Origin of the sequence: Couchioplanes caeruleus, assembly GCF_023499255.1 — a bacterium.
In the GTDB taxonomy this organism is placed as follows: domain Bacteria; phylum Actinomycetota; class Actinomycetes; order Mycobacteriales; family Micromonosporaceae; genus Actinoplanes; species Actinoplanes caeruleus_A.
The window spans coordinates 333,656-352,861 of sequence record NZ_CP092183.1; the positions used below are offsets into that span (position 1 = coordinate 333,656).

The 19,206-nt window shown below is 71.2% G+C and carries 20 protein-coding genes; 10 read left to right on the plus strand and 10 right to left on the minus strand.

Features of this window, described 5'->3' with window-relative positions; genetic code table 11:
- Positions 1–12: 12 nt before the first annotated feature.
- Both COUCH_RS01545 and COUCH_RS01550 read left to right on the plus strand, forming a co-directional pair.
- Positions 13–1,203: a glycosyltransferase family 4 protein gene (locus tag COUCH_RS01545; RefSeq protein WP_249610330.1), complete on the plus strand. Its 1,191-nt coding sequence runs from the start codon at positions 13–15 to the stop codon at positions 1,201–1,203.
- 31 nt (positions 1,204–1,234) lie between these two features.
- Positions 1,235–2,743 (plus strand): arylsulfotransferase family protein, encoded by a 1,509-nt coding sequence (locus COUCH_RS01550; protein WP_249610331.1) that lies wholly within the window; start codon positions 1,235–1,237, stop codon positions 2,741–2,743.
- A gap of 7 nt (positions 2,744–2,750) precedes the next feature.
- On the opposite strand, the gene COUCH_RS01555 is transcribed toward COUCH_RS01550, so the two are convergent.
- From COUCH_RS01555 to COUCH_RS01565, 3 genes are read right to left on the minus strand one after another with little or no spacing between them, the layout of a single operon-like run.
- A complete protein-coding gene (locus COUCH_RS01555; RefSeq protein ID WP_249610332.1) occupies positions 2,751–3,569 on the minus strand; it encodes a CDP-alcohol phosphatidyltransferase family protein in 819 nt (272 codons plus the stop codon).
- The gene (locus COUCH_RS01560; protein ID WP_249610333.1) at positions 3,544–4,605 is read right to left on the minus strand and encodes an iron-containing alcohol dehydrogenase family protein; all 1,062 of its coding nucleotides are present in this window, start codon (positions 4,603–4,605) and stop codon (positions 3,544–3,546) included. The genes COUCH_RS01555 and COUCH_RS01560 overlap by 26 nt, the downstream gene beginning before the upstream one ends.
- Positions 4,593–5,324 (minus strand): sugar phosphate nucleotidyltransferase, encoded by a 732-nt coding sequence (locus tag COUCH_RS01565; protein ID WP_249610334.1) that lies wholly within the window; start codon positions 5,322–5,324, stop codon positions 4,593–4,595. The genes COUCH_RS01560 and COUCH_RS01565 overlap by 13 nt, the downstream gene beginning before the upstream one ends.
- A 268-nt stretch (positions 5,325–5,592) precedes the next feature.
- Between COUCH_RS01565 and COUCH_RS01570 the strand changes: the two genes are divergently transcribed.
- The 3 genes from COUCH_RS01570 (at position 5,593) to eccB (ending at position 9,822) form a co-directional block, all read left to right on the plus strand.
- Positions 5,593–6,687 (plus strand): PLP-dependent aminotransferase family protein, encoded by a 1,095-nt coding sequence (locus tag COUCH_RS01570; protein ID WP_249610335.1) that lies wholly within the window; start codon positions 5,593–5,595, stop codon positions 6,685–6,687.
- Between the two features lie 476 nt (positions 6,688–7,163).
- Positions 7,164–8,306: a magnesium/cobalt transporter CorA gene (gene corA, locus COUCH_RS01575; protein WP_249610336.1), complete on the plus strand. Its 1,143-nt coding sequence runs from the start codon at positions 7,164–7,166 to the stop codon at positions 8,304–8,306.
- Between the two features lie 64 nt (positions 8,307–8,370).
- A complete protein-coding gene (gene eccB / locus COUCH_RS01580; RefSeq protein WP_249610337.1) occupies positions 8,371–9,822 on the plus strand; it encodes a type VII secretion protein EccB in 1,452 nt (483 codons plus the stop codon).
- Positions 9,823–9,894: 72 nt separating this feature from the next.
- Here eccB and COUCH_RS01585 read toward each other — a convergent pair whose 3' ends face one another.
- The gene (locus COUCH_RS01585) at positions 9,895–10,623 is read right to left on the minus strand and encodes a hypothetical protein (protein WP_249610338.1); all 729 of its coding nucleotides are present in this window, start codon (positions 10,621–10,623) and stop codon (positions 9,895–9,897) included.
- Between the two features lie 176 nt (positions 10,624–10,799).
- Here COUCH_RS01585 and COUCH_RS01590 point away from each other — a divergent pair, with 176 nt between their 5' ends.
- Positions 10,800–11,330 (plus strand): peptidylprolyl isomerase, encoded by a 531-nt coding sequence (locus tag COUCH_RS01590; RefSeq protein WP_249610339.1) that lies wholly within the window; start codon positions 10,800–10,802, stop codon positions 11,328–11,330.
- Positions 11,331–11,356: 26 nt separating this feature from the next.
- Positions 11,357–12,271, plus strand: a complete 915-nt coding sequence (locus COUCH_RS01595; RefSeq protein ID WP_249610340.1) for a rhomboid family intramembrane serine protease — start codon at positions 11,357–11,359, stop codon at positions 12,269–12,271.
- On the opposite strand, the gene COUCH_RS01600 is transcribed toward COUCH_RS01595, so the two are convergent.
- Positions 12,248–12,685, minus strand: a complete 438-nt coding sequence (locus COUCH_RS01600) for a PH domain-containing protein (protein ID WP_249610341.1) — start codon at positions 12,683–12,685, stop codon at positions 12,248–12,250. The two genes, COUCH_RS01595 and COUCH_RS01600, sit on opposite strands and share 24 nt — an antisense overlap.
- A 37-nt stretch (positions 12,686–12,722) precedes the next feature.
- Between COUCH_RS01600 and COUCH_RS01605 the strand changes: the two genes are divergently transcribed.
- Both COUCH_RS01605 and COUCH_RS01610 read left to right on the plus strand, forming a co-directional pair.
- Positions 12,723–13,853, plus strand: coding sequence for an acetyl-CoA C-acyltransferase (locus COUCH_RS01605; protein WP_249610342.1), 1,131 nt, complete (start codon positions 12,723–12,725; stop codon positions 13,851–13,853).
- 58 nt (positions 13,854–13,911) lie between these two features.
- Positions 13,912–14,358 (plus strand): hypothetical protein, encoded by a 447-nt coding sequence (locus COUCH_RS01610; RefSeq protein WP_249610343.1) that lies wholly within the window; start codon positions 13,912–13,914, stop codon positions 14,356–14,358.
- On the opposite strand, the gene COUCH_RS01615 is transcribed toward COUCH_RS01610, so the two are convergent.
- Together COUCH_RS01615 and COUCH_RS01620 are read right to left on the minus strand one after the other, a co-directional pair.
- Complete coding sequence (locus COUCH_RS01615) at positions 14,355–15,227, minus strand: transketolase family protein (RefSeq protein WP_249610344.1); 873 nt, start codon at positions 15,225–15,227, stop codon at positions 14,355–14,357. The two genes, COUCH_RS01610 and COUCH_RS01615, sit on opposite strands and share 4 nt — an antisense overlap.
- A gap of 2 nt (positions 15,228–15,229) precedes the next feature.
- Entirely contained in the window at positions 15,230–15,898 is a 669-nt protein-coding gene (locus tag COUCH_RS01620) for a thiamine pyrophosphate-dependent enzyme (RefSeq protein WP_249610345.1), read from the minus strand.
- Positions 15,899–15,946: 48 nt separating this feature from the next.
- Here COUCH_RS01620 and soxR point away from each other — a divergent pair, with 48 nt between their 5' ends.
- Positions 15,947–16,387, plus strand: coding sequence for a redox-sensitive transcriptional activator SoxR (soxR, locus tag COUCH_RS01625; protein ID WP_275980056.1), 441 nt, complete (start codon positions 15,947–15,949; stop codon positions 16,385–16,387).
- Positions 16,388–16,433: 46 nt separating this feature from the next.
- Here the strand turns inward: soxR and COUCH_RS01630 are convergent, their stop codons facing one another.
- Genes COUCH_RS01630 through COUCH_RS01640 form a run of 3 tightly spaced genes read right to left on the minus strand, consistent with a single transcriptional unit; the run spans position 16,434 to position 19,070 of the window.
- Positions 16,434–17,366, minus strand: coding sequence for a peptidase inhibitor family I36 protein (locus tag COUCH_RS01630; protein WP_249613520.1), 933 nt, complete (start codon positions 17,364–17,366; stop codon positions 16,434–16,436).
- A gap of 5 nt (positions 17,367–17,371) precedes the next feature.
- Entirely contained in the window at positions 17,372–18,154 is a 783-nt protein-coding gene (locus COUCH_RS01635; protein WP_249610347.1) for a peptidase inhibitor family I36 protein, read from the minus strand.
- Positions 18,155–18,206: 52 nt separating this feature from the next.
- A complete protein-coding gene (locus tag COUCH_RS01640; RefSeq protein ID WP_249610348.1) occupies positions 18,207–19,070 on the minus strand; it encodes a peptidoglycan-binding domain-containing protein in 864 nt (287 codons plus the stop codon).
- Positions 19,071–19,206 lie beyond the last annotated feature (136 nt).

Sequence of the window (19,206 nt, forward strand, 5' to 3'; positions counted from 1 at the left end):
GCGTTTGTCGCCGTGAAGGTCGTCGTTGCGCACAACCGGTACCGCGAAGCGATCCCCTCGGGGGAGAACGTCATCGTGGACACCGAGATCGCCCAGCTCACCGCGGCGGGCATCGAGGTGCTGCCGTTCCAGCGGTCCTCCGACTCGATCGGCGACCTGCCGCTCGCGCAGAAGGCACTGCTGCCCGTGTCGCCGATCTGGGGGCGGGCGGCGCAACGGGACCTCGCCGAGCTGCTGTCCCGGGAGCGTCCGGACCTGCTGCACCTGCACAACCCGTACCCGCTGCTCTCGCCGGCGGTGATCCGCACAGCGCACGCCCACGGGGTTCCGGTCGTGCAGACCGTGCACAACTACCGGCAGGTCTGCTCGTCCGGGCTGTACTTCCGCGACGGCCACAATTGCCACGACTGCCGAGGAAAAGCCTTCGGCTGGCCCGCCGTGCAGCACAAGTGCTACCGCGGCTCGGCGGCGCAGAGCGCGCTGATGGCCACGACGCTCGCCGTGCACCGGCCGACGTGGAAATCCGTGGACCGCTACATCGCGCTCACCGGGCGGATCGCCGCGCACCTGCGCGACTACGGCATTCCGGACGACCGCATCGTCATCAAGCCCAACGGCCTGCCGGACCCTGGCGAGCCGGCCCCGCTGGGCGACGGTTTCCTGTACGGCGCCCGCCTGTCCCCGGAGAAGGGTCTGGCGCTGTTGCTGGATGCCTGGCGGCGGCATCCCGTCGGCGCGCTGGGACAGTTGCGGATCGCCGGGGACGGGGAACTGCGGCCGCTGGCCGAGCAGGCCGACCGCGAGCGCGCCGACGTGACGTACCTCGGCGCCCTGGACCGGGCCGGGATGGAGGCCGCGCGGCGCGGCGCGTCGGTCGTCGTGGCGGTGCCCACCTGGAACGACGTGCTGCCCACGGTGATCCTCGAGGCGATGTCGGCCGGTCGGCCCGTGCTCGGCACCGACGTCGGCGGGATCCCGTACCTGCTGGGCCTCGACGAGCCGGTCGCACCGGCCGGCTGGGCCGTGCCGCCCGAGGCCGGCGCGCTCGCCGCGGCGCTGCCCGTCGCCCGGGCCGAGGCCGCGCGCTTCGCCGGGGCGGCCCGCGACCGGTACCTGCGGGCGTTCCACCCGGACGTGGTGACCCGGCAGCTCATCGACATCTACACGGACCTCTCAGCGAATTCCCACGCGACACCTAGGTAGACGTCGGTCGAAGTGGGGAATGCTGCTCGCCATGACCTCTCGTCGTACCGTGCTGCTCGGAATCGGAGGCGCCGCGGTGCTGACCGCGGCGGGCGGAGGTGTCGGCTACGCGATCGGGCACGCCGACGACCCCGAGCCCGTGGCGGCACCCGCGGCCCCGGCCGGACCGGCCAAGTACCGCTCCCGGCCGGACCTGCGCACCCTGCCGGACGTGACGATCACGACCCCGGCGAACGGGACGGCGCCGGGCTACATCTACCTCACCCCCGCCTCCGGGACCGGGTTGTGGGGGCCGCTCATGGTCGACGACAAGGGCTCGCCGGTCTGGTTCCGCAAGGTGCCCGACCCGGCGACCGTCGCGATCGACTTCAAGGCGCAGCAGTACCGGGACGAGCCGGTGCTGACCTGGTGGGAGGGGACGATCGGAGGCACCGGCGGGCAGGGCGTCGGGCAAGGCGAGTTCGTCATCGTGGACAGCGCGTACCGGGAGATCACCCGGGTGCGGGCGTTCGGGACGGAACAGGCCGACCAGCACGACTTCGTGATCACGCCGGACGACACCGCGATCTTCTGGGTGTACGACCCGGTCCCGTACGACCTCTCGGCGGTCGGCGGTCCCACGGACGGCGTGCTGCACGACTGCGTGATCCAGGAGCTGGACATCAGGACGGGCAAGCGCCTCTTCGAGTGGCGGGCCCGGGACCACGTGGGCGTGGACGAGTCGTACGCGCCGCTGCCGGTCGGCGAGTCGGCGCACCTGCCGTACGACTACTTCCACGCCAACTCGATCGGGCTGGACGCGGACGGGAACCTGCTCGCCTCGTCGCGGCACACCTGGACCACGTACAAGATCAACCGAAGGACCGGCGAGCTGATGTGGCGTCTCGGCGGGAAGAAGTCGGACTTCGCCGTCGAGGACCGCGCGAAGTTCAGCTGGCAGCACGACTTCCGGCGCCGCCGCGACGGCTCGTACAGCGTCTTCGACAACGCCGCCGGCATCACCAAGGACCGCGAGCAGTCCCGCGGCCTCGTGTTCAAGGTCGACGAGCAGGCCCGCCGGGTCACGTCCGTCCAGGAGTTCCTGCACCCCGGCAAGCTCTCCGCGCCGACGCAGGGCAGCTTCCGGGAGCTCGCCGACGGCGGGTCGTTCATCGGCTGGGGACAGATGCCCTACTTCACCGAGTACGCCCCGGACGGCACCGTGCGCCTCGACGGGCACCTGCCGCTCGACAACCAGTCGTACCGGGCGTACAAGGCGGAGTGGGCCGGGGCGCCGCTCGACCAGCCCGCGATCGGCCTGCGCGCCGACGGCGGCAACGTGGTCGTCAGCGCCAGCTGGAACGGCACGACCGGGGTGGCGAAGTGGCGGGCCCGCGCGGGTGGGCAGCCCGGTGCGCTGAACCAGTCGGTGGAGGCGCCGCGGACCGGCTTCGAGACCACGCTGACCGTGCCGGGCACGCCCGAGTACGTGGTCGCCGAGGCCCTGGACGCGGCCGGCAAGGTGCTGGGAACGTCCTCGGCCGTGCCGGTCCGCGTGTGAGGACCCCTCAGCCGCGCAGGGCCTCGCGGCCGGCGAACGCGATGCTGGCCGCCAGGAACGCGCCGTTGATCAGCGTGAACGCGCCGACCACCCAGATCGTCCACTGCGGTGCGACGGTCAGGACCACCCCGGCCAGGGCGATGACCGCGCCGTAGTCGCGGACCAGCTTGACCACGCGTACGGGCAGTGAGCGGCTGGTGACCATGCTGGCCGCCTGTGAGCCGGTCTGCATCACCGACGTCACCAGGTTGACCATCCAGGTGCCCGCGAACGCCGCCAGCAGCCATGCCGGGGTGGCCGGCACCTGCGCCTCGGCTGTCGCGGACAGGGCTGCCACCAGCGCGATCTGCGCCGCCACGTCGCAGAGCACGTCAACCCGGCCGCCTGCCGGGCCGGCCTGGCCGGTCACCCGGGCCAGCTGCCCGTCCGAGCAGTCCAGGGCGTACGCGAACTGCCAGCCGAGCAGCGCGAGCAGCCCCACCGGCCACGCCCACACCCGGCCGTCGGCGATCGGCTGGGCCGCCGCCACGACGACGAACGACACCAGGCAGCTGAGGCCGAGGTTGGCGACGGTGAGCACGGTCGGCGCGAGCCGGCGCTTGTGCGCGAAGACCGCGATGCGTGCGCCGATGCGCTGGCTGACGGCCTCGCTGAACAGCCCGCCGCCACGGTTCACGGCGTAGTAGTCGGCAGCGGTGGGCGCCGCGCCCGCCACGGTGGTGGCGTTCGGGCCGGGCCTGTCCGAGGGACCGGGGCCCGCCGGTCCGGGTCGCCCCGGGCCGGGCGCGGAGCCGCGGGGGTCAGCGGCCGGCGACGGCATCGACATACTCGGCCAGCTTCCTGCGGATCTCGTCCGGCGACATGGCGAGGTGCTCGAGGATCGTGTACCGGTCCGGCCGGGTCTTCGGCGCGAATTCGACGATCTCCACGAACTGCTCCGCGTCGAGGCCGACGTCCGCCGGCGTACGCGGCAGCTGGTGCCGGACGAGGCAGTCCGACATCTGCTTGAAGCGCCGCTCGTCGCCGCGCAGGAAGGTGCAGAACAGCGCGCCCATGCCGGCGAGCTCGCCGTGCGACGCGGTGCCCGGGAACAGCGAGTCGGTCGCGTGCATGATCTCGTGGCAGCCGCCGCTCGAGGGCCGGCTGCTGCCGCACACCGCCATGGCGAGCCCGCTCGAGATCAGCGCCTCGGCCAGCACCGTGACGAAGGCGTCGTCGGTCATGTCGCCCGGCATCGTGAGCACGGCCTCCGCGCCCATCCGGGCGAGCGAGGCGGCGAGCCCGTCGACCGGTTCGCCGCGCACCTCGCGGGCCAGCTCCCAGTCGGCGAGCGCGCTGATGTTGCTGATCACGTCGCCGATGCCGGAGCGGTTGACGCGCTCCGGGCCGTTCTCGACGAAGTCCAGGTCGACGATGACGGCGATCGGGATGTGCACGCCGTACGAGCCCTTGATGCCGTCGTGGATGAGGCTGGCCACCGGGGAGGCGACGCCGTCGTTGGCCAGGCTCGTCGCGACCGAGACCATCGGCAGCGCGTACCGGGTGGCGGCGTACTTGGCCGTGTCGACCGTCTTGCCGCCGCCGATCGCCACGACCGCGTCGTACGCCCGCGACCGCAGCTTGTCGCCCAGCTCGATGGCCGCGTCGAGGGTGCCGCCCGTCGTCATGTAGACGTCGGCCGACCGCAGCGACGGCCGGATCAGCTCGGCGATCTTCTCGCCCTGGCCGGGACCGACGACCACCGCGACGTCGCCGCCGGAGGAGATGCGCCCGTCGGCCAGGATGCTCCCGAGATCCGCGACCGCGCCCCGCCGCACGTCGATGTGCAGGGGCGTCTGGACGCTGCGGGCTAGTAACGGCATGCGATGTCCCGCGCCTTGGCCAGGTCCTCGTGGTTGTCGACCTCGACCCACGGGATGTCGCCGATCGTGGCCGCGCGGATCTCGCCGCCGCGGTTCGCGTACTCCTGGTAGCCGTCCTCGTAGTACAGGTTCGGGTCGCGCTCCCAGGTGGTCTTCAGTGCGTCGGCCAGGTCGGCGGCGGCGGACGCCTCGATCACGGTGGCGCCGATGTACTCGCCGAACGCGTCGGCCGGGTCCATCAGCTTCGTGATCTTCGTCAGCCGGCCATCCGCCGAGAAGATGGTCTTCATCTCCTCGTCAGCCAGCTTCTTCACATTGTCGACAGCGAGGAGAATGCCCGGTCCACGATTCGCGAGGAGGGTCTGCTCGACACTCACCGGGTGCACGGTGTCGCCGTTGACCAGCAGCGCGCCCTCGGCGAAGCGGTCACGCGCGAGCCACAGCGAGTACGCGTTGTTCCACTCCTCGGCCTTGTCGTTGTGCACGAGGGTGATCGTGACGCCGTACTTCTCCTCGAACGCGTCCTTGCGCTCCTCGACCGCGCCGGCGCAGTAGCCGACGACGATCGTCACGTCGGTGAGCCCGGCGGCCGCGAGGTTGCGCAGGGAGATGTCCATGATCGTGGTCTCCCCGTCCACGGGGACGAGCGCCTTCGGCAGCGTGTCCGTGTACGGACGCAGCCTGCGTCCGGCGCCGGCGGCGAGTACCAGACCGATCATGGGGTGGTTCCTTCCGAATCGAGGGGGGTGCCAGCCGAGGATAGCGGTGCGTTCACATTGCGGGAGCGGAGCCGGACCGGCCGGCACCCGCCGATGCTCGGATGTCCGGAAAGTCCGGTCGGCGGGCCGTCCGGTAAAGCTTGCGCCCGGCCGAGCCGCGACGGGGAGAAAATCCGGCCGCCGCCGTGCGGAACAGGAGCACCGGCGAGCCGCAAGGGCCGTCGGGTGCACGGAAAAATGATATAGAGCCTGCTCGTAAGCTTGTGGCATGACCGCTGAGCAGCTGATCTCATTCGCAAGAGGCGCCCCGTCCCTGGACATCGTCGACGTGGAGGGCCTGAAGGCCGCGGCCGCCAGGGCGTTCGACGCCGATCCGGCCGGTGTGACCGCGTACGGCACGTCGGTCGGTTACATCCCGCTGCGCAAGTGGATCGCCGAGAAGCACGGGGTCGCCCCCGAGCAGGTCATCGTGACCAACGGTTCGCTGCAGGCGGACGCGTTCCTCTTCAACCACCTGGTCCAGGCCGGCGACGACGTGGTCGTCGAGAGGCCCACGTACGACCGCACGCTGCTGGGCCTGCAGAACCTCGGCGGCAAGGTGCACCAGGTCACGATCCAGCCGGACGGCATCGACGTGGAGGAGCTGCGCGGGCTGCTCGAGTCGGGGCTGCGTCCCAAGATCGCCCACATCATCCCGAACTACCAGAACCCGGCCGGTGTCACGCTCTCGCTGGAGAAGCGCCGGGTCCTGCTCGAGCTGGCCGCCCAGTACGGCTTCATCATCTTCGAGGACGACCCGTACGCCGACATCCGCTTCCGCGGCGAGGCCCTGCCGTCGATGTTGTCGATGGACGAGAACAACTCGGTCGTGCACGCGTCCAGCTTCACCAAGACGGTGTGCCCCGGCGTCCGCGTCGGCTACCTGGTCGGCCCGGCGGCGCTCATCGACGCGATCGCCAAGAAGGCCACCAACCTCTACATCTCGCCGGGCATGGTGTCCGAGGCGATCGTGCACCAGTTCTGCGTCTCCGGTGACATCGACCGCTCCATCCGGACGGTCAGCGCGGCGCTCTCCGAGCGGGCCCGGGTCCTGGCGGAGTCCATCCGTACGCACATCCCCGGCGCCACCTTCACCGAGCCGGACGGCGGCTACTTCCTCTGGGTCGACCTTCCCGAGGACGTCGACGTGGACCAGCTGTTCCCGGTCGCCATGAAGAAGGGCGTCGCCATCGTCAAGGGCAGCGACTTCCTGCTCGACGGCGGTAACCACTCGGTGCGGCTGGCGTACTCGGCGGTGACGGTGGACCAGATCGACGAGGGTGTCCGGCGGCTGGCCGAGGCGATCGCCGAGACCCGCGCCTGATACCTGCCCGACTGTCGGATTCCCGACAGATGCGGCCTCGTGCCGGTTCTGGGTTTCCCCCGGAACCGGCCCACGGCCCACAATGCTTGCTGCGTCAAACTGCATGACCATGCGGTGTGACGCGTCGACACCCACCCCCGCCCCCCGGCGCCGGGCGGGCCGCTCGCACCCTTCACCCCCCGAAATGCGGCCGGTCCGTCCGGCGCCACCTTGCCGGCGGCGCCGCGTCGTCGGCCGCGGCCCAGCGGCGCCGCCGTCCCCGGCCGGGCATCCGGGAACGCCCCTTCCGCCGGGGTGAGGGCCGGCCGAGAGAGTGAACGTCCCGGTGCCGGCGCGAGCGCCGACGCTCGGCGTGAACAGCATGCTCATGCGCCGCGAGGCTTGTGGCGCGTAAGGACTGGGCAACCTCGCAGGCGTAGCCTCGGGCGGGCCCGCCACCGCGGTCCGGGCCGCGATCACCCCTGGGGGAGGCAGTCATGAGCGACAGCAGCGTGCGCCGCAGCAGGTCCACCGGGGTGAACCGGTCCTTGTCGCGAGCGTGGACCGCCCCCGTACGGGCGATGAACCGCTTCCTCGGCACCGCCGACGGCCGGCAGCCCGGCACCGGCGAGGAGTTCCACGGCAGCGCCGTCGTCGACTGCGGCGTGTACGTCGACGGCAAGCGCGAGCCCGGTGACTTCACCCCCGACGAGGCGCTGCGCGAGGCGTGCAGCCGCGAGAACGCGTTCGTCTGGCTGGGCCTGCACGAGCCCACCCAGGCGGAGATGACAGCCATCGCGCACACGTACGGCCTGCACGAGCTGGCGGTCGAGGACGCCGTCAAGGCCGAGCAGCGGCCCAAGCTGGAGCAGTTCGGCGCCGTGCAGTTCCTCGTGCTGCGCACCGCCCGCTACGTGCCGCACGGCGAGCTCACCGAGAACTCGCAGATCGTCGAGACCGGGCAGATGATGCTGTTCGTCGGCGAGCGCTTCGTGATCACCGTCCGGCACGGCGACGCCACCAAGCTCGCCCCGGTCCGGGCCGACATGGAGGGCCGCGGCGACCTGCTCGCCCAGGGACCGTGGGCGGTGGCGTACGCGGTGACCGACCGGGTCGTGGACGCGTACATCGAGGTGGCCGACCAGGTGGAGGCGGACCTCGACATCATCGAGGAGGGCGCCTTCTCCCGGGACCGGGGCGCCCCGGTGCAGGCGATCTACCAGATGAAGCGGGAGATCGTGGAGTTCCGCCGGGCCGTCGTGCCGCTGCAGCGCCCGCTCGCCACGATCACCGCCTCGCAGAGCCGGCTCGTCCCCAAGGAGATCCGCCGCTACTTCCGCGACGTGCAGGACCACCTGACGCGGACGGTCGAGCAGGTGTCCTCGTACGACGACCTGCTGAACTCGATCCTGCAGGCGCGCCTGGCGCAGGTCACGGTCGACCAGAACAACGACATGCGCAAGATCGCCGCCTGGGCCGGCATGTCGGCGGTCTGGACCGCGATCGCCGGCGTGTACGGGATGAACTTCGAGTTCATGCCGGAGACGAAGTGGCAGTACGGCTACCCCGCCGTCCTCACGATCATGGTCGTCATCTCGGTGCTGCTCTACCGGGCCTTCCGCCGCAACGGCTGGCTCTGACCGGCCCCCCATCGTCCGCCGTCGACCTCTACAGTGAGGCGGACACACCGGGGAGGGAAGTCGCGTGCCGTCTCGGCAGGATCAGCTGCACTCGTACCAGTACTCGCAGCAGCGGGTGGTGGCCGCGCTGGTCACGCACGACCCCGACCCGCACCGCTCGCCGCTGCGCCGCGCCGGGACGACCGTACTGATCAGCATCGTGGTCGCCGCGCTCGCGGTCGGCGGCGCCGCCGTCTACGGCCTGATCAAGGGCCGCAGCAGCGTCGAGCCGCGCAACGAGTCGGTGGTGTTCCTGGAGAAGGGCACCGGCGCCCGGTACGTCTACCTCAAGTCCGACGACAAGATGCACCCGGTGCTGAACTACACGTCGGGTCTGCTCGCCGCCAACGCCCCGGCACCGGAGATCAGGAACGCGTCCCGGGAGAGCCTCGCGAAGGTGCCGCTGGGCGACCCGCTCGGCATCCCGGGCGCGCCCGACTCGCTGCCGACGGCCAAGGGCGGCCTGGTCAAGAGCCTGTGGACGGTCTGCTCGCAGGTCGCCGACAGCGAGGCCCCGCAGAGCGTGCTGGCCGTCGGCACGCCGGTCTCCGGTGGCACGCCGCTGCCCGTGCCGCGGGCCGACACCCCCGCGAGCGAGCTGCGCGGCCTGCTGGTCAGCGACACCGCCGACCGCACGTTCCTGGTCTACAACAACAGGCGCTTCCTGATCCCCGCCGCCCGGCTGCAGCAGACCCGGGTGTGGTTCCGGTGGACCCAGGCGCCGCTCTCGGTCTCACCGGCGTGGGTGAACGCGGTGCCGATCGGCCCGGACCTCAAGTCGCCGTCGATCCCGGACTTCGGGGACCCGTCGGCGGAGATCAACGAGTTCGAGGTCGGGCAGGTGCTGCGCATCCACAGCGACGGCAACACCGCCGACCAGTGGGGCGTCGTCCTCAGCGACGGCGTGGCCGACCTGACCGACGTGCAGGCCGCGCTGATGCAGGCCGACCCGGAGGCGTACAGCGTCCGGGAGATGGACCTCACCCTGTACGGCAACCTGCCCCGGTCGAAGACCCAGCTGGTCAGCGCGGCCAACGCCGCCGGCCTGCCGCCCGCCGTACCGGTGCTGCTCAACGGCCCGGAGAGCGTCTGCCTCAGCTATGACGGCTCCGCGCCCGGGGGCGGCGTCAGCATCAGCATCGGCCCGTCCGTCCCCGCGGGCACGGCGGTGGTGGGCGAGCCGGCGGCCGCAGGCGACGACCAGGCCGACCGCGTGTACGTGCCCCGCGGCAAGGGAGCCCTCGTGGTGTCGATGGCCTCACCGACCGCGCCTGCCGGCACCGGGACGGTCAGCATCGTCACCGACACCGGCCGCAGCTATCCGCTGGCCAACCGGGACGTGATGGCGAAGCTGGGCTACGGCGGCGTGCAGCCGCAGCAGATCCCCGGCCAGCTGGTCGACCTGCTGCCGGTGGGACCGGCGCTGGATCCCGCGCGGGCCAGGCTGTCCGAGCCCGGCGTCGCGCAGAATCCGTAACCCGCTCAGCGCAGAACGGCGGACGGACGCCCGGTAGGGGATCGTCCGCCCGCCACGTGCTGCAACCGGGGGTCAGTTCTTGTTCTTGCCGTTGGCCATCCGGGCCACCTCGGGGCTGTGCAGCGCCGAGTCGGTCTGGTCGCCGGTCGGCACGAGCTCCGGGTCGGAGTCGGCGGCCAGCAGCGGGTCACCCGCGCCCGAGCCGACGGCCGGGCTCTTCGCCCCGGCCGGCGTCACGAACCCCGACGGGCCGGAGAGGTCCGCCGGTTCGAACGCGGCATCCTCGGCGGGCGCGGTGGTGCTCACCGGGCCGCTGGGGTCGTACTCGTCCCACTGGTCACTGCGACGCTTGCGCAGAACGTACGCTCCCGCCGCACCGACGACGGCGCCGGCCAGCGCGAGCTTCGCGAGCTTGCCGCCCGTGCTGCCCTGCTTGCGGCCGATCGCCTTGTTCGCCCGCTTCTCGAGCTTCTTGGCGTTCTTCTTGTTGGCCTTGGCGGCTTCCTTGTTGGCCTGGACGGCCCTCTTGTTCGCCTTCTCGGCCTTCTTGCCCGACTTCTTCACGTTCTCGCTCGCGGCCGCGACCAGCGGGCCGAGCGTCGACACGGCCGAACCCCAGCCGGTGGACGCCGCACCCTTGGCCTTGGCAGCCGCCGGCTGCACCCGGTCGCGAGCTGCGGAGAACTTGGGCCCCACGGTTGCGCTGGTCTCCTGTGCGGCGAGTGAGGCCGCCCGCCTGAAGTGATCAACGCTCTGGCTGAGCTCGTTCTTCATCTTCGCGTTGCGGTTCTTCCGTCGCATGGTTGCGAACACCAGTGCCCACCTCCTGTGGATCAGTCCCGAGTTCAATGCTGCCTCCTTGGGGTACCCCAGCGGAGGCGGTTCAGACACATGGGGGAGGATCCGAACCGTAAAGAACTGTCCAGCGCCGGTCGCGACCCGCGGACCGGCGACCGCGACACCCGTTAGGAGTACCCGTGGCTGAGACGCTCTACGCCACCCTGCACACCAACCACGGTCCGATCCGGCTCCAGCTCTTCCCGGACCACGCGCCGGCCACCGTGCGCAACTTCGTGGAACTCGCGGAGGGGACGAAGGACTACGTCGACCCCCGGACCGGCCAGAAGGGCAGCGGCCCGTACTACGACGGGACCATCTCCCACCGGGTCATCGCCAACTTCATGGTCCAGATGGGCGACCCGACCGGCACCGGCCGCGGCGGGCCCGGCTTCCAGTTCGCCGACGAGTTCCACCCGGAGCTGCAGTTCGACCGGCCGTACCTGCTCGCGATGGCGAACGCCGGCCCGGGCACGAACGGTTCGCAGTTCTTCATCACGGTCAGCCCGACCCCGCACCTGAACCGGCGGCACACGATCTTCGGCCAGGTCGCCGACGAGCAGTCGGCCAAGGTCGTGGACTCCATCGCCACCACGCCGACCGGCCCCGGCGACCGTCCGCGCGAGGACGTCGTCATCGAGCGCGTGGAGATCGAGCGGGTCGCCGGGTAGTCACCCCTCCCGGGTACCTTTGAACCATGAGTGAGTCTCCGGTGACGGCGCCCGTCTGCTATCGGCACCCGTCCAAGGAGACCTATGTCCGGTGCACCCGCTGCGAGCGGCCCATCTGCCCGGACTGCATGAACGAGGCCTCGGTCGGCCATCAGTGCCCGGAGTGCGTCGCCCACGGGCGGCGCACGCAGCGGCCGGCGCGCACCGCTTTCGGCGGGAGCGTGGCCGGCCGCGCCGGGACGGCCACGAAGGCCCTCATCGGCATCAACGTCGTCGTCATGCTCGTCTCGATCATGTCCGGCGGTTCGAACGCGGTGGCCGGCGGCGGCTGGGGCGGCCTGCTCGGCAGCGACACCCCGCTCACCCGGTGGGGCGCGGTGCTCGGCCGAGCGGTGTACGGCCCGCTCGGTGAGCCGGCGATGCACGGCATCGCCGGCAACGGCGAGTGGTATCGCCTGGTCACGGCGATGTTCCTGCACTACGGCATCCTGCACCTGCTGATGAACATGTACGCGCTGTGGATCCTCGGCCGCGAGCTGGAGCGGGTGCTCGGCCCGATGCGCTACGTGGCCCTCTACGTGCTCGCTGGCCTCGGCGGCAACGTCGCCGCGTACGTCTTCTCGGCGCCCAACCAGATGACGGCCGGCGCCTCCACCGCGGTGTTCGGTCTGATGGCGGCGATGTTCGTGTTGCTGCGCCGGCTCAACCTCAGCGTCGCGCCGATCCTCCCGGTGATCGTCATCAACGTGGTCTTCACGTTCGCCGTGACCGGCATCTCCGTCGCCGGCCACCTGGGCGGTCTGGTCACGGGCTTCATCGCGGCGGCGATCCTCGCGTACGCGCCGGCGCGCATCCGCAACGTGGTGCAGGGCGTGGGGTTGGCCGCGGTGTTCGTCGTGCTGCTGGTGCTGGCGGTGCTACGGACGCTCTCGCTGAGTTAGGGCGTTCGTTCGCAGGTCGTTCAGGGCCTCCGCGACCTCGTACGGGTCCGTTCCCAGCTCATGCGCGCTGAACAGGTGCAGGCTCTCGCCCGCGTCGATCTCCAGCAGCTCGTTGCGCAGGCCGCGACGGGTGCGGCTGTCGACGCGTACCCGTTCGATCCGCGCCCACGGCAGGTGCCGGCGGGACGCGAAGCCGCTGACCACCGTGACCCCGGCGGCGTCCGCGGTGAGGCGTACCGGGCGGATCAGGTCGCGGACGGCCCAGATCGTCAGGCCGGCCGCCGCGGCGAGGGCCAGCACCCAGCGCACCGGATCGCCGGCGCCGAACGCCACGACGAGCACCACCAGGGCGGCCGCACCCAGCAGTTTGGTCACCGGCAGCACGGGTTTCACCCGCCACTCGAGAATCGGCATGGGCACCACTATGGCAGTCCGGCGTACCGTCGGCAGTATGCGAGATGCGGTGATCGTGGGGGCGGTGCGGACCCCCGTGGGGCGGCGCAACGGCGGGCTCTCCGGCGTACACCCGGTTGATCTGGCGGCCGGGGCGCTGCGGGCCCTGAGCGAACGGTCGAAGCTCGACCCGGCCGACGTCGAGGACGTCTTCTGGGGTTGTGTCTCGCAGGTGGGCGAGCAGTCGTGGAACATCGGGCGCAACGCGGTGCTGGCCGCCGGCTGGCCCGAGTCGGTGCCCGCCACCACCATGGACCGGCAGTGCGGCTCCAGCCAGCAGGCCCTGCACTTCGCCGCGGCCACCGTGCTGTCCGGCCAGGCCGATCTCGTCGTCGCCGGCGGGGTCGAGTCGATGAGCCGGGTGCCGATGGGTTCCAGCGCGGCCGGGCAGGACCCGTACGGCGAGTCGATCCGGGAGCGCTACGGCACCACCACCTTCAACCAGGGCGTCGGCGCGGAGATGATGGCCGCGCGCTGGGGTTTCTCCCGGTCGCAACTCGACGAGTACGCCCTGGCCAGCCACGCAGCCGCGGCGAAGGCGCAGGACGCCGGCGACTTCGACGCCGAGATCGCGCCGGTCGGGGAGGCGGCCCGCGACGAGGGCATCCGGCGGGACACCACGCTCGAGAAGCTCGGCGGGCTCAAGACCCCGTTCAAGGAGGACGGCGTCGTCACGGCCGGATCGGCGTCGCAGATCTCCGACGGCGCGGCCGCGCTCGCCGTCACGACCTCACGCTGGGCGGCCGCGCACGGCCTGACGCCGCTCGCGCGGATCCACACCGCGGTCGTCGCGGCCGACGACCCGGTGATCATGCTGACCGCGCCGATCCCGGCCACCGCGAAGGCGCTGGCGAAGTCGGGGCTCACCCTGGACGACATCGGGGTGTACGAGGTGAACGAGGCGTTCGCGCCCGTACCGCTGGCGTGGCTCGCGGAGACCGGCGCGGACCCGTCCCAGCTCAACCCGCGCGGCGGTGCGATCGCCCTCGGCCACCCGCTCGGCGCGTCCGGGGCCCGGATCATGACGACGATGCTGCACCACATGCGACAGACCGGCGTGCGGTACGGCCTGCAGACCATGTGCGAGGGCGGCGGAATGGCCAACGCCACGATCGTCGAGATCCTGTAATTCGATATTCATCGTGACATGGCCGCGCCTTCCCCTGGGTGTCGCCGTTAAACGCCACATGGACGTGTTCTCCCGTACGTTCCTTCCCGCCGCCGCCGAAGCCGGCGTGGCCATCGCGACCGTCAGCCGGCACATGCCCATCTTCCGGCGCTGCGTGGAGCCCGACGACTCCACCGTCCTGGTGACCCGGTGCGTCAACCCGGACCGCCCGCTCGCCGGCGAATACCTGATGCTGCTGACGTACCGGCGGCTGGTCATCACGCAGGAGACGCGGGTGCTGCACCGGCTGCGCCTGCACCTGAACGCCAACCTGCGCCACCTCAGCGAGGTCACGTGGAACACCGACCTCCGGCTCGCCGCCGTGGACGTCGCGGCGACCGCGGTGGACGGCGTCCGCGAGCGCTTCCGCGTGCGCGTCGGCGAACCGGACCGGGTCTGGCACTTCGACGCGCGGTTCAAGCAGGTCTTCCGCGAGCGCCGGCCGGGCCTGCAGATCGCCGCCTAACCCAGGAATTCGGTGATCGACCGGCGCAGGCCGGCAGCGTCGAGGCCGTGCCGGCGGGCGTGGTCGGCCGGCGTGCCGTACCGCCGCTCCTCGGTCCGGCTCACGCCGAGGTGCAGGGAGCGATGGGGTACGTCGGACAGCGCCGCGGCGATGATCCGGCTGGAGGTCCCCTCGAGGTAGGGCTCCACCATCACCACCTCGGCCGGTCGCAGGGCACGCAGCCCGTCCGTGTCGAAGGGCCGCGGCGTGTGCGTGTAGGCCACGGTGACGTCCAGGTCGCGGGTTGCCTCGAGCGCCGCGTCGAGCAGCGGGCCGACCACGACCACCACCGCGCCGGTACGGCCACGCCTGATCACCTTCAGGTCGGTGCCGGGGTGGGCGCGGCCGTTCTGCTGCGACGACAGGCGGACGTACACCCGGTCGTCGTGGTGCGCCGCCGCTCGCAGCAGGCCCGGCACCTCGTCCGGATGCCCCGGCACGTGCACGGTCCAGCCGTCGAGCGTGTCGAGCAGCGCCACGTCGCCGGGTGACTGGTGGGTGTAGCCCTCGGCCGACGCGTCGTACGAGGCGCCGATGCTGACCAGCACCGCCCCGGCGTCCTGGTGGCCGAGGTCCAGCTTGATCTGCTCGTACGCCCGGTCGACGACGAAGGGCGCGTACGAGTGCACGTACGGCCGCATCCCGGTGAGCGCGAGCCCGCCCGCGACGCCGGTCATCAGCTGTTCCCGGATCCCCACGTTGATCACCCGGTCCGGGTGCCGGCGCATCGCCGGCGCGAAGGCGTCGGCGGAGATGTCGGCGAGGACGACGGCGGTCCGCGGATCCTCCCCCAGCAGCGCCGTGGTCGTGGCGACGAAGGTCTCTCGCATGGTCAGCTCCCCTTGGGCTCGACGACGGCGATGACGACGTGCGGGCGGTCGCGGCGCGGCAGCAGGGCCGCCTCGAGCGCGGCGTGGTCACGACCGTCCACGACGGACACGCCCCAGCCGACGAACCGGCTCGCGATCCCGCCCGGCCAGCCGTGCGTGGCGGACTGGTTGTCGACGACGATCGCGGTCAGGGGCAGCCCGGTGGCCGCCGCGTACGCGATCGCCTCGTGGTTCGATCCCTCGTCGAGCTCGGCGTCGCCCAGCAGCACGAAGGTGCGCGCTTCGTCGTACCCCTGGGCGCGCAGGCCGAGCGCGGTCCCGGTCGCGAGCCCGAGTCCGTGCCCGAGCGACCCGGTCCCGATCTCGACCCCGGGGATCAGTACCCGGTCGGGATGGTGCCCGAGCCGGCTGTGCGGCCCGGCGAGGTCGTCGAGCCAGGTGACCGGGAAGAAGCCCTTCGCGGCGAGGACCGCGTAGTAGGCGGCGGGCCCGTGCCCCTTGGAGAGCAGGAACCGGTCCCGGTCGGGCTCGTCGACGGTCTCCGGCGACACCCGTAACACGCGGTCGTAGAGCACCCACAGGATGTCGAGCGTCGAGTACGCGCTGGGCGAGTGTTTCTCGTCCCCGGTGATGCGGGTCAACAACTCTGGTTCCACGGCGGTGACGGTCATAGGCTCAGCCTGCAACCTAAAGTTCACTTCAACTCAAGAGGTACCGGTGTGGAGCTCCTCACGATCGGCGACATGGCAGCGCGCAGCGGCGTCGCCCCGTCCGCCCTGCGCTTCTACGAGCGCGAGGGGCTGATCCAGTCCACCCGTACGGGCGGCAACCAGCGCCGCTACGAACGGCACGAGCTGCGCCGGGTGGCGTTCATCCGGATCGCTCAGCAGGTCGGGGTGTCGCTCGAGGAGATCCGCGAGGCACTGGCGGCCCTGCCGGAGAACCGGACGCCGACCAAGGCCGACTGGGCGCGGCTCTCGGCCCGGTGGCGGCGCAAGCTCGAGGACCGGATCGCGATGATGGAACGGCTGAGGGACCAGCTGACGGGCTGCATCGGCTGCGGGTGCCTGTCGCTGCAGCGGTGCAACCTGATCAACCCCAAGGACCGGCTGGCCGAGCGCGGTCAGGGCGCGCAGATGGTCGTGAACCCGCCGGCCTGACACGCACCGCCCGCCGCGGGCTGCGGCGGGCGGTGCCCGACTGACCTCAGGAGAGGGTCACGTCGGTGTAGTAGTGACGCAGGATCGTCTGATAGCCCTTGCCGGCGTTCGCGAGATCACGCGAGCCGTACTGGGACAGCCAGTCCCCGTCCACCCAGCCACCGCACGCCGTCGTGGTCGAGCAGTAGTGCGCCTGCAGGACGTTGCCGCTGCGGGTCATCCGCGCCGGCCACGTACGGTCCACTGCGGAGGACGTCGCCGCCTGGGCCGACGACGGCCGGTAGACCTGGTCCGCGGTGTCGTCACGGACGTCGTAGCACTGACCGCCGGAGGTCTTCCGGGTGGAGTGCAGCGCCCAGTACCAGCCGTAACTCTTCACGGCCATGGCGCCGGCCTCGAGCGAGGCGTCCGGCCAGCCCGGCACCCACTCGTTCGGCAGGACGTTCTTGACGTAGGTCTTGAAGTCCACCCGGTCGACCCGCCCGAGACCCACCCGGTAGACCAGGATGGTGCTGGGCAGCTTGCCGTTCGTGCCGTCGGTGCTGCAGCCCGTCGGCCCGCCCGAGCTCAGCAGCTCGTGCGAGGCGTTGTTGTTCTTCAGCGTGGCGTTGAGGTTGCCCTTGGCACCGGCCGGGAAGTCCTGGCTCGCCCCGGCGAAGTTGCTGTTGAAGAAGACCCGGACGGTCTTTCCCGTACGGTTCCAGACCGACGCGGCGTTGTTCTTGACGCAGATGCCCTTGCCGGCACCGTCGCCCTTGAACTCGTAGCACGACGGCTGGGTGGCGCCGTAGTCGTCCAGGGAGTCGGTGAAGTCGGAGACCGCGCCGGCCTGGTTGCTGTTGTAGTAGTAGCAGAACTCGCCGCTGTCGCAGGCCCCGTCCCGGTCGGCTGCCGACGCCGCGCCCGGAGCCACCGTCACGCCGGCGAGCGCCGCCACGAGAATCGCCAGCACCGCCGGGATTCTTCTCAGCCCGATCATCGCGGTCACCAGCTGCTCGGGACGTACGCCCAGCCCAGGTAGTCGTCGCGCTGCCGGAACGTGTTCGTCTGGTAGACGGTCGGGCCGGTGCTGATGGCGCTGTTGCCGCCGATCGACAGCATGACGTGCCCGGCCGAGGTGGTCGAGGTGAAGAACACGGCCGTTCCGGCGGGCGGCACCGAGCCGGTGTGGATGCGGCCGTTGTCCTTCTGCCACTGGTAGTGCGTACGCGCCGTGGCGAACCGGCCGCTGGTGCCGAACGCCCGCTCGACGAACAGCTCGCACTCGTTGTTCCAGTCGGTGTGCCCGAGCCTGGCCTTCGCGAACGCGACCGCCTCGGACGCCCGCGGGTCGGCCGGGAACGTCCCGCCACCGGAGCCGCCGATGTCGTGCGAGGCGTTGTTGTTCTTCAGGGTCGCGTTGAGGTTGGCCTTCGTTCCCGAGGCGAAGTCCTGGGTGGCCCCGGCGAAGTTGCTGTTGAAGTAGACCCGGACGGTCTTGCCCGTACGGTTCCAGACCGACGCGGCGTTGTTCTTGACGCAGATGCCCTTGCCGGCGCCGTCGCCCTTGAACTCGTAACAGGACGGCTGGGTCGTACCGTAATCCTCGATCGACTCGGTGAAGTCCGAGATCGACCCGGCCTGGTTGCTGTTGTAGTAGTAGCAGAACTCGCCGCTGTCGCAGGCCCCGTCGCGGGCGGCGGCCGACGCGGGCGAGGCGAAGCTCAGGACGGACGTGCCCATGGCGAGCGCGGCGCCCACGACGGCGAGACTCTTGCGGATGTTCATGGTTTCCCCTTGTGAACCGTGAGTGATGTGGGTGGTGCCGGTCTGCGGCGGGTCACTGCCCGCGCTGGTACTGCTCCCAGGTCTTGATCGGGACCTGGGGACCGTCGTCCGGGCCGCGGTTCGCGAGGCCGTTCATGCCGAGGTGGTAGTCGCCGACCTGGTGCTGCGCCTGGCTGGACAGGTCCGTGTCGTTGATCGCCGCGGCGTGGATGTGCCACGGCCAGTCGCCCTGGCTCGGGTCCCGGACCCAGGCGGCGAAACCGACCTGGCGCAGCGCGCGGACCACGGTCGTGCGCCTGGCCGAGGTCATGCCGGCGACGGAGACGTCCACCACGCCGCCGCCGTCGTGCGTACCGGCCGAGGTGGGGTCGCCGCCCGGGTTGTACGAGCCCTGCTCGAGCACCAGCGCCGAGCCGAGCAGCCGCTGGGCCTCGGCGAGCATCGCCTGCGTACGGGCGTCGACGACGTACCCGTCCCGCGGCACCTTCGCGCCCGGGCCGATCGGGTTGCCGACGGTGTACCGGTTCTGCCCGAGCTTCGTCAGCGACGTCGTGCCGGGCAGCCCGTTGGCGGCCAGCCCGGTGTAGCCGAGCGAGCGCTGGTACGCCGCGTACGCCGCGACGGTCTCGGTGCCGAAGTAGCCGTCGACCCACTGCGCGTCGAGCAGATTCCGGTTCTGCAGCGCCTGTTCGACCGCGAGCACGGAATTCTTCGCACCCGGGGTCAGCGTGTGGTCGGCGCGGCGGGGGTCGATCTGGGCGGCCAGGACGGTGGCTTCCATGTCCACGACGGGCCGCGCGGCCGCGGTGGCGGTCCGCTGTGCCGGTGGGCCGGATGTCGCGGCCCGGGCGGGGGCCGGGATGCCGACGGCCACGCAGAGCGCGGTGAGCCCGACGACGGACCAGGGATGGCGCATGGCCGATCCTCCTCGTAGGTGGATGTCGCGTTCGGAACGGACATCACCCTGCGAGGAGGGGTCCCGTGTTCGGTACCCCGTCGTACTGTCAGATCCGTCAGGTGACCGCTGACCTGCGCGGACGTGATGTTGTCAG

Coding starts and splice junctions, on each gene's coding strand:
- COUCH_RS01610 (WP_249610343.1), top strand. CDS start 13,912: ATGGACGTGTTCTCCCGTACGTTCCTTCCCGCCGCCGCCGAAGCCGGC.
- COUCH_RS01560 (WP_249610333.1), bottom strand. CDS start 4,605: ATGCCGTTACTAGCCCGCAGCGTCCAGACGCCCCTGCACATCGACGTG.
- COUCH_RS01640 (WP_249610348.1), bottom strand. CDS start 19,070: ATGCGCCATCCCTGGTCCGTCGTCGGGCTCACCGCGCTCTGCGTGGCC.
- COUCH_RS01605 (WP_249610342.1), top strand. CDS start 12,723: ATGCGAGATGCGGTGATCGTGGGGGCGGTGCGGACCCCCGTGGGGCGG.
- COUCH_RS01635 (WP_249610347.1), bottom strand. CDS start 18,154: ATGAACATCCGCAAGAGTCTCGCCGTCGTGGGCGCCGCGCTCGCCATG.
- COUCH_RS01555 (WP_249610332.1), bottom strand. CDS start 3,569: ATGTCGATGCCGTCGCCGGCCGCTGACCCCCGCGGCTCCGCGCCCGGC.
- COUCH_RS01600 (WP_249610341.1), bottom strand. CDS start 12,685: ATGCCGATTCTCGAGTGGCGGGTGAAACCCGTGCTGCCGGTGACCAAA.
- COUCH_RS01565 (WP_249610334.1), bottom strand. CDS start 5,324: ATGATCGGTCTGGTACTCGCCGCCGGCGCCGGACGCAGGCTGCGTCCG.
- corA (WP_249610336.1), top strand. CDS start 7,164: ATGAGCGACAGCAGCGTGCGCCGCAGCAGGTCCACCGGGGTGAACCGG.
- COUCH_RS01620 (WP_249610345.1), bottom strand. CDS start 15,898: ATGACCGTCACCGCCGTGGAACCAGAGTTGTTGACCCGCATCACCGGG.
- COUCH_RS01550 (WP_249610331.1), top strand. CDS start 1,235: ATGACCTCTCGTCGTACCGTGCTGCTCGGAATCGGAGGCGCCGCGGTG.
- COUCH_RS01630 (WP_249613520.1), bottom strand. CDS start 17,366: ATGATCGGGCTGAGAAGAATCCCGGCGGTGCTGGCGATTCTCGTGGCG.
- COUCH_RS01615 (WP_249610344.1), bottom strand. CDS start 15,227: ATGCGAGAGACCTTCGTCGCCACGACCACGGCGCTGCTGGGGGAGGAT.
- COUCH_RS01585 (WP_249610338.1), bottom strand. CDS start 10,623: ATGCGACGGAAGAACCGCAACGCGAAGATGAAGAACGAGCTCAGCCAG.
- COUCH_RS01570 (WP_249610335.1), top strand. CDS start 5,593: ATGACCGCTGAGCAGCTGATCTCATTCGCAAGAGGCGCCCCGTCCCTG.
- COUCH_RS01595 (WP_249610340.1), top strand. CDS start 11,357: ATGAGTGAGTCTCCGGTGACGGCGCCCGTCTGCTATCGGCACCCGTCC.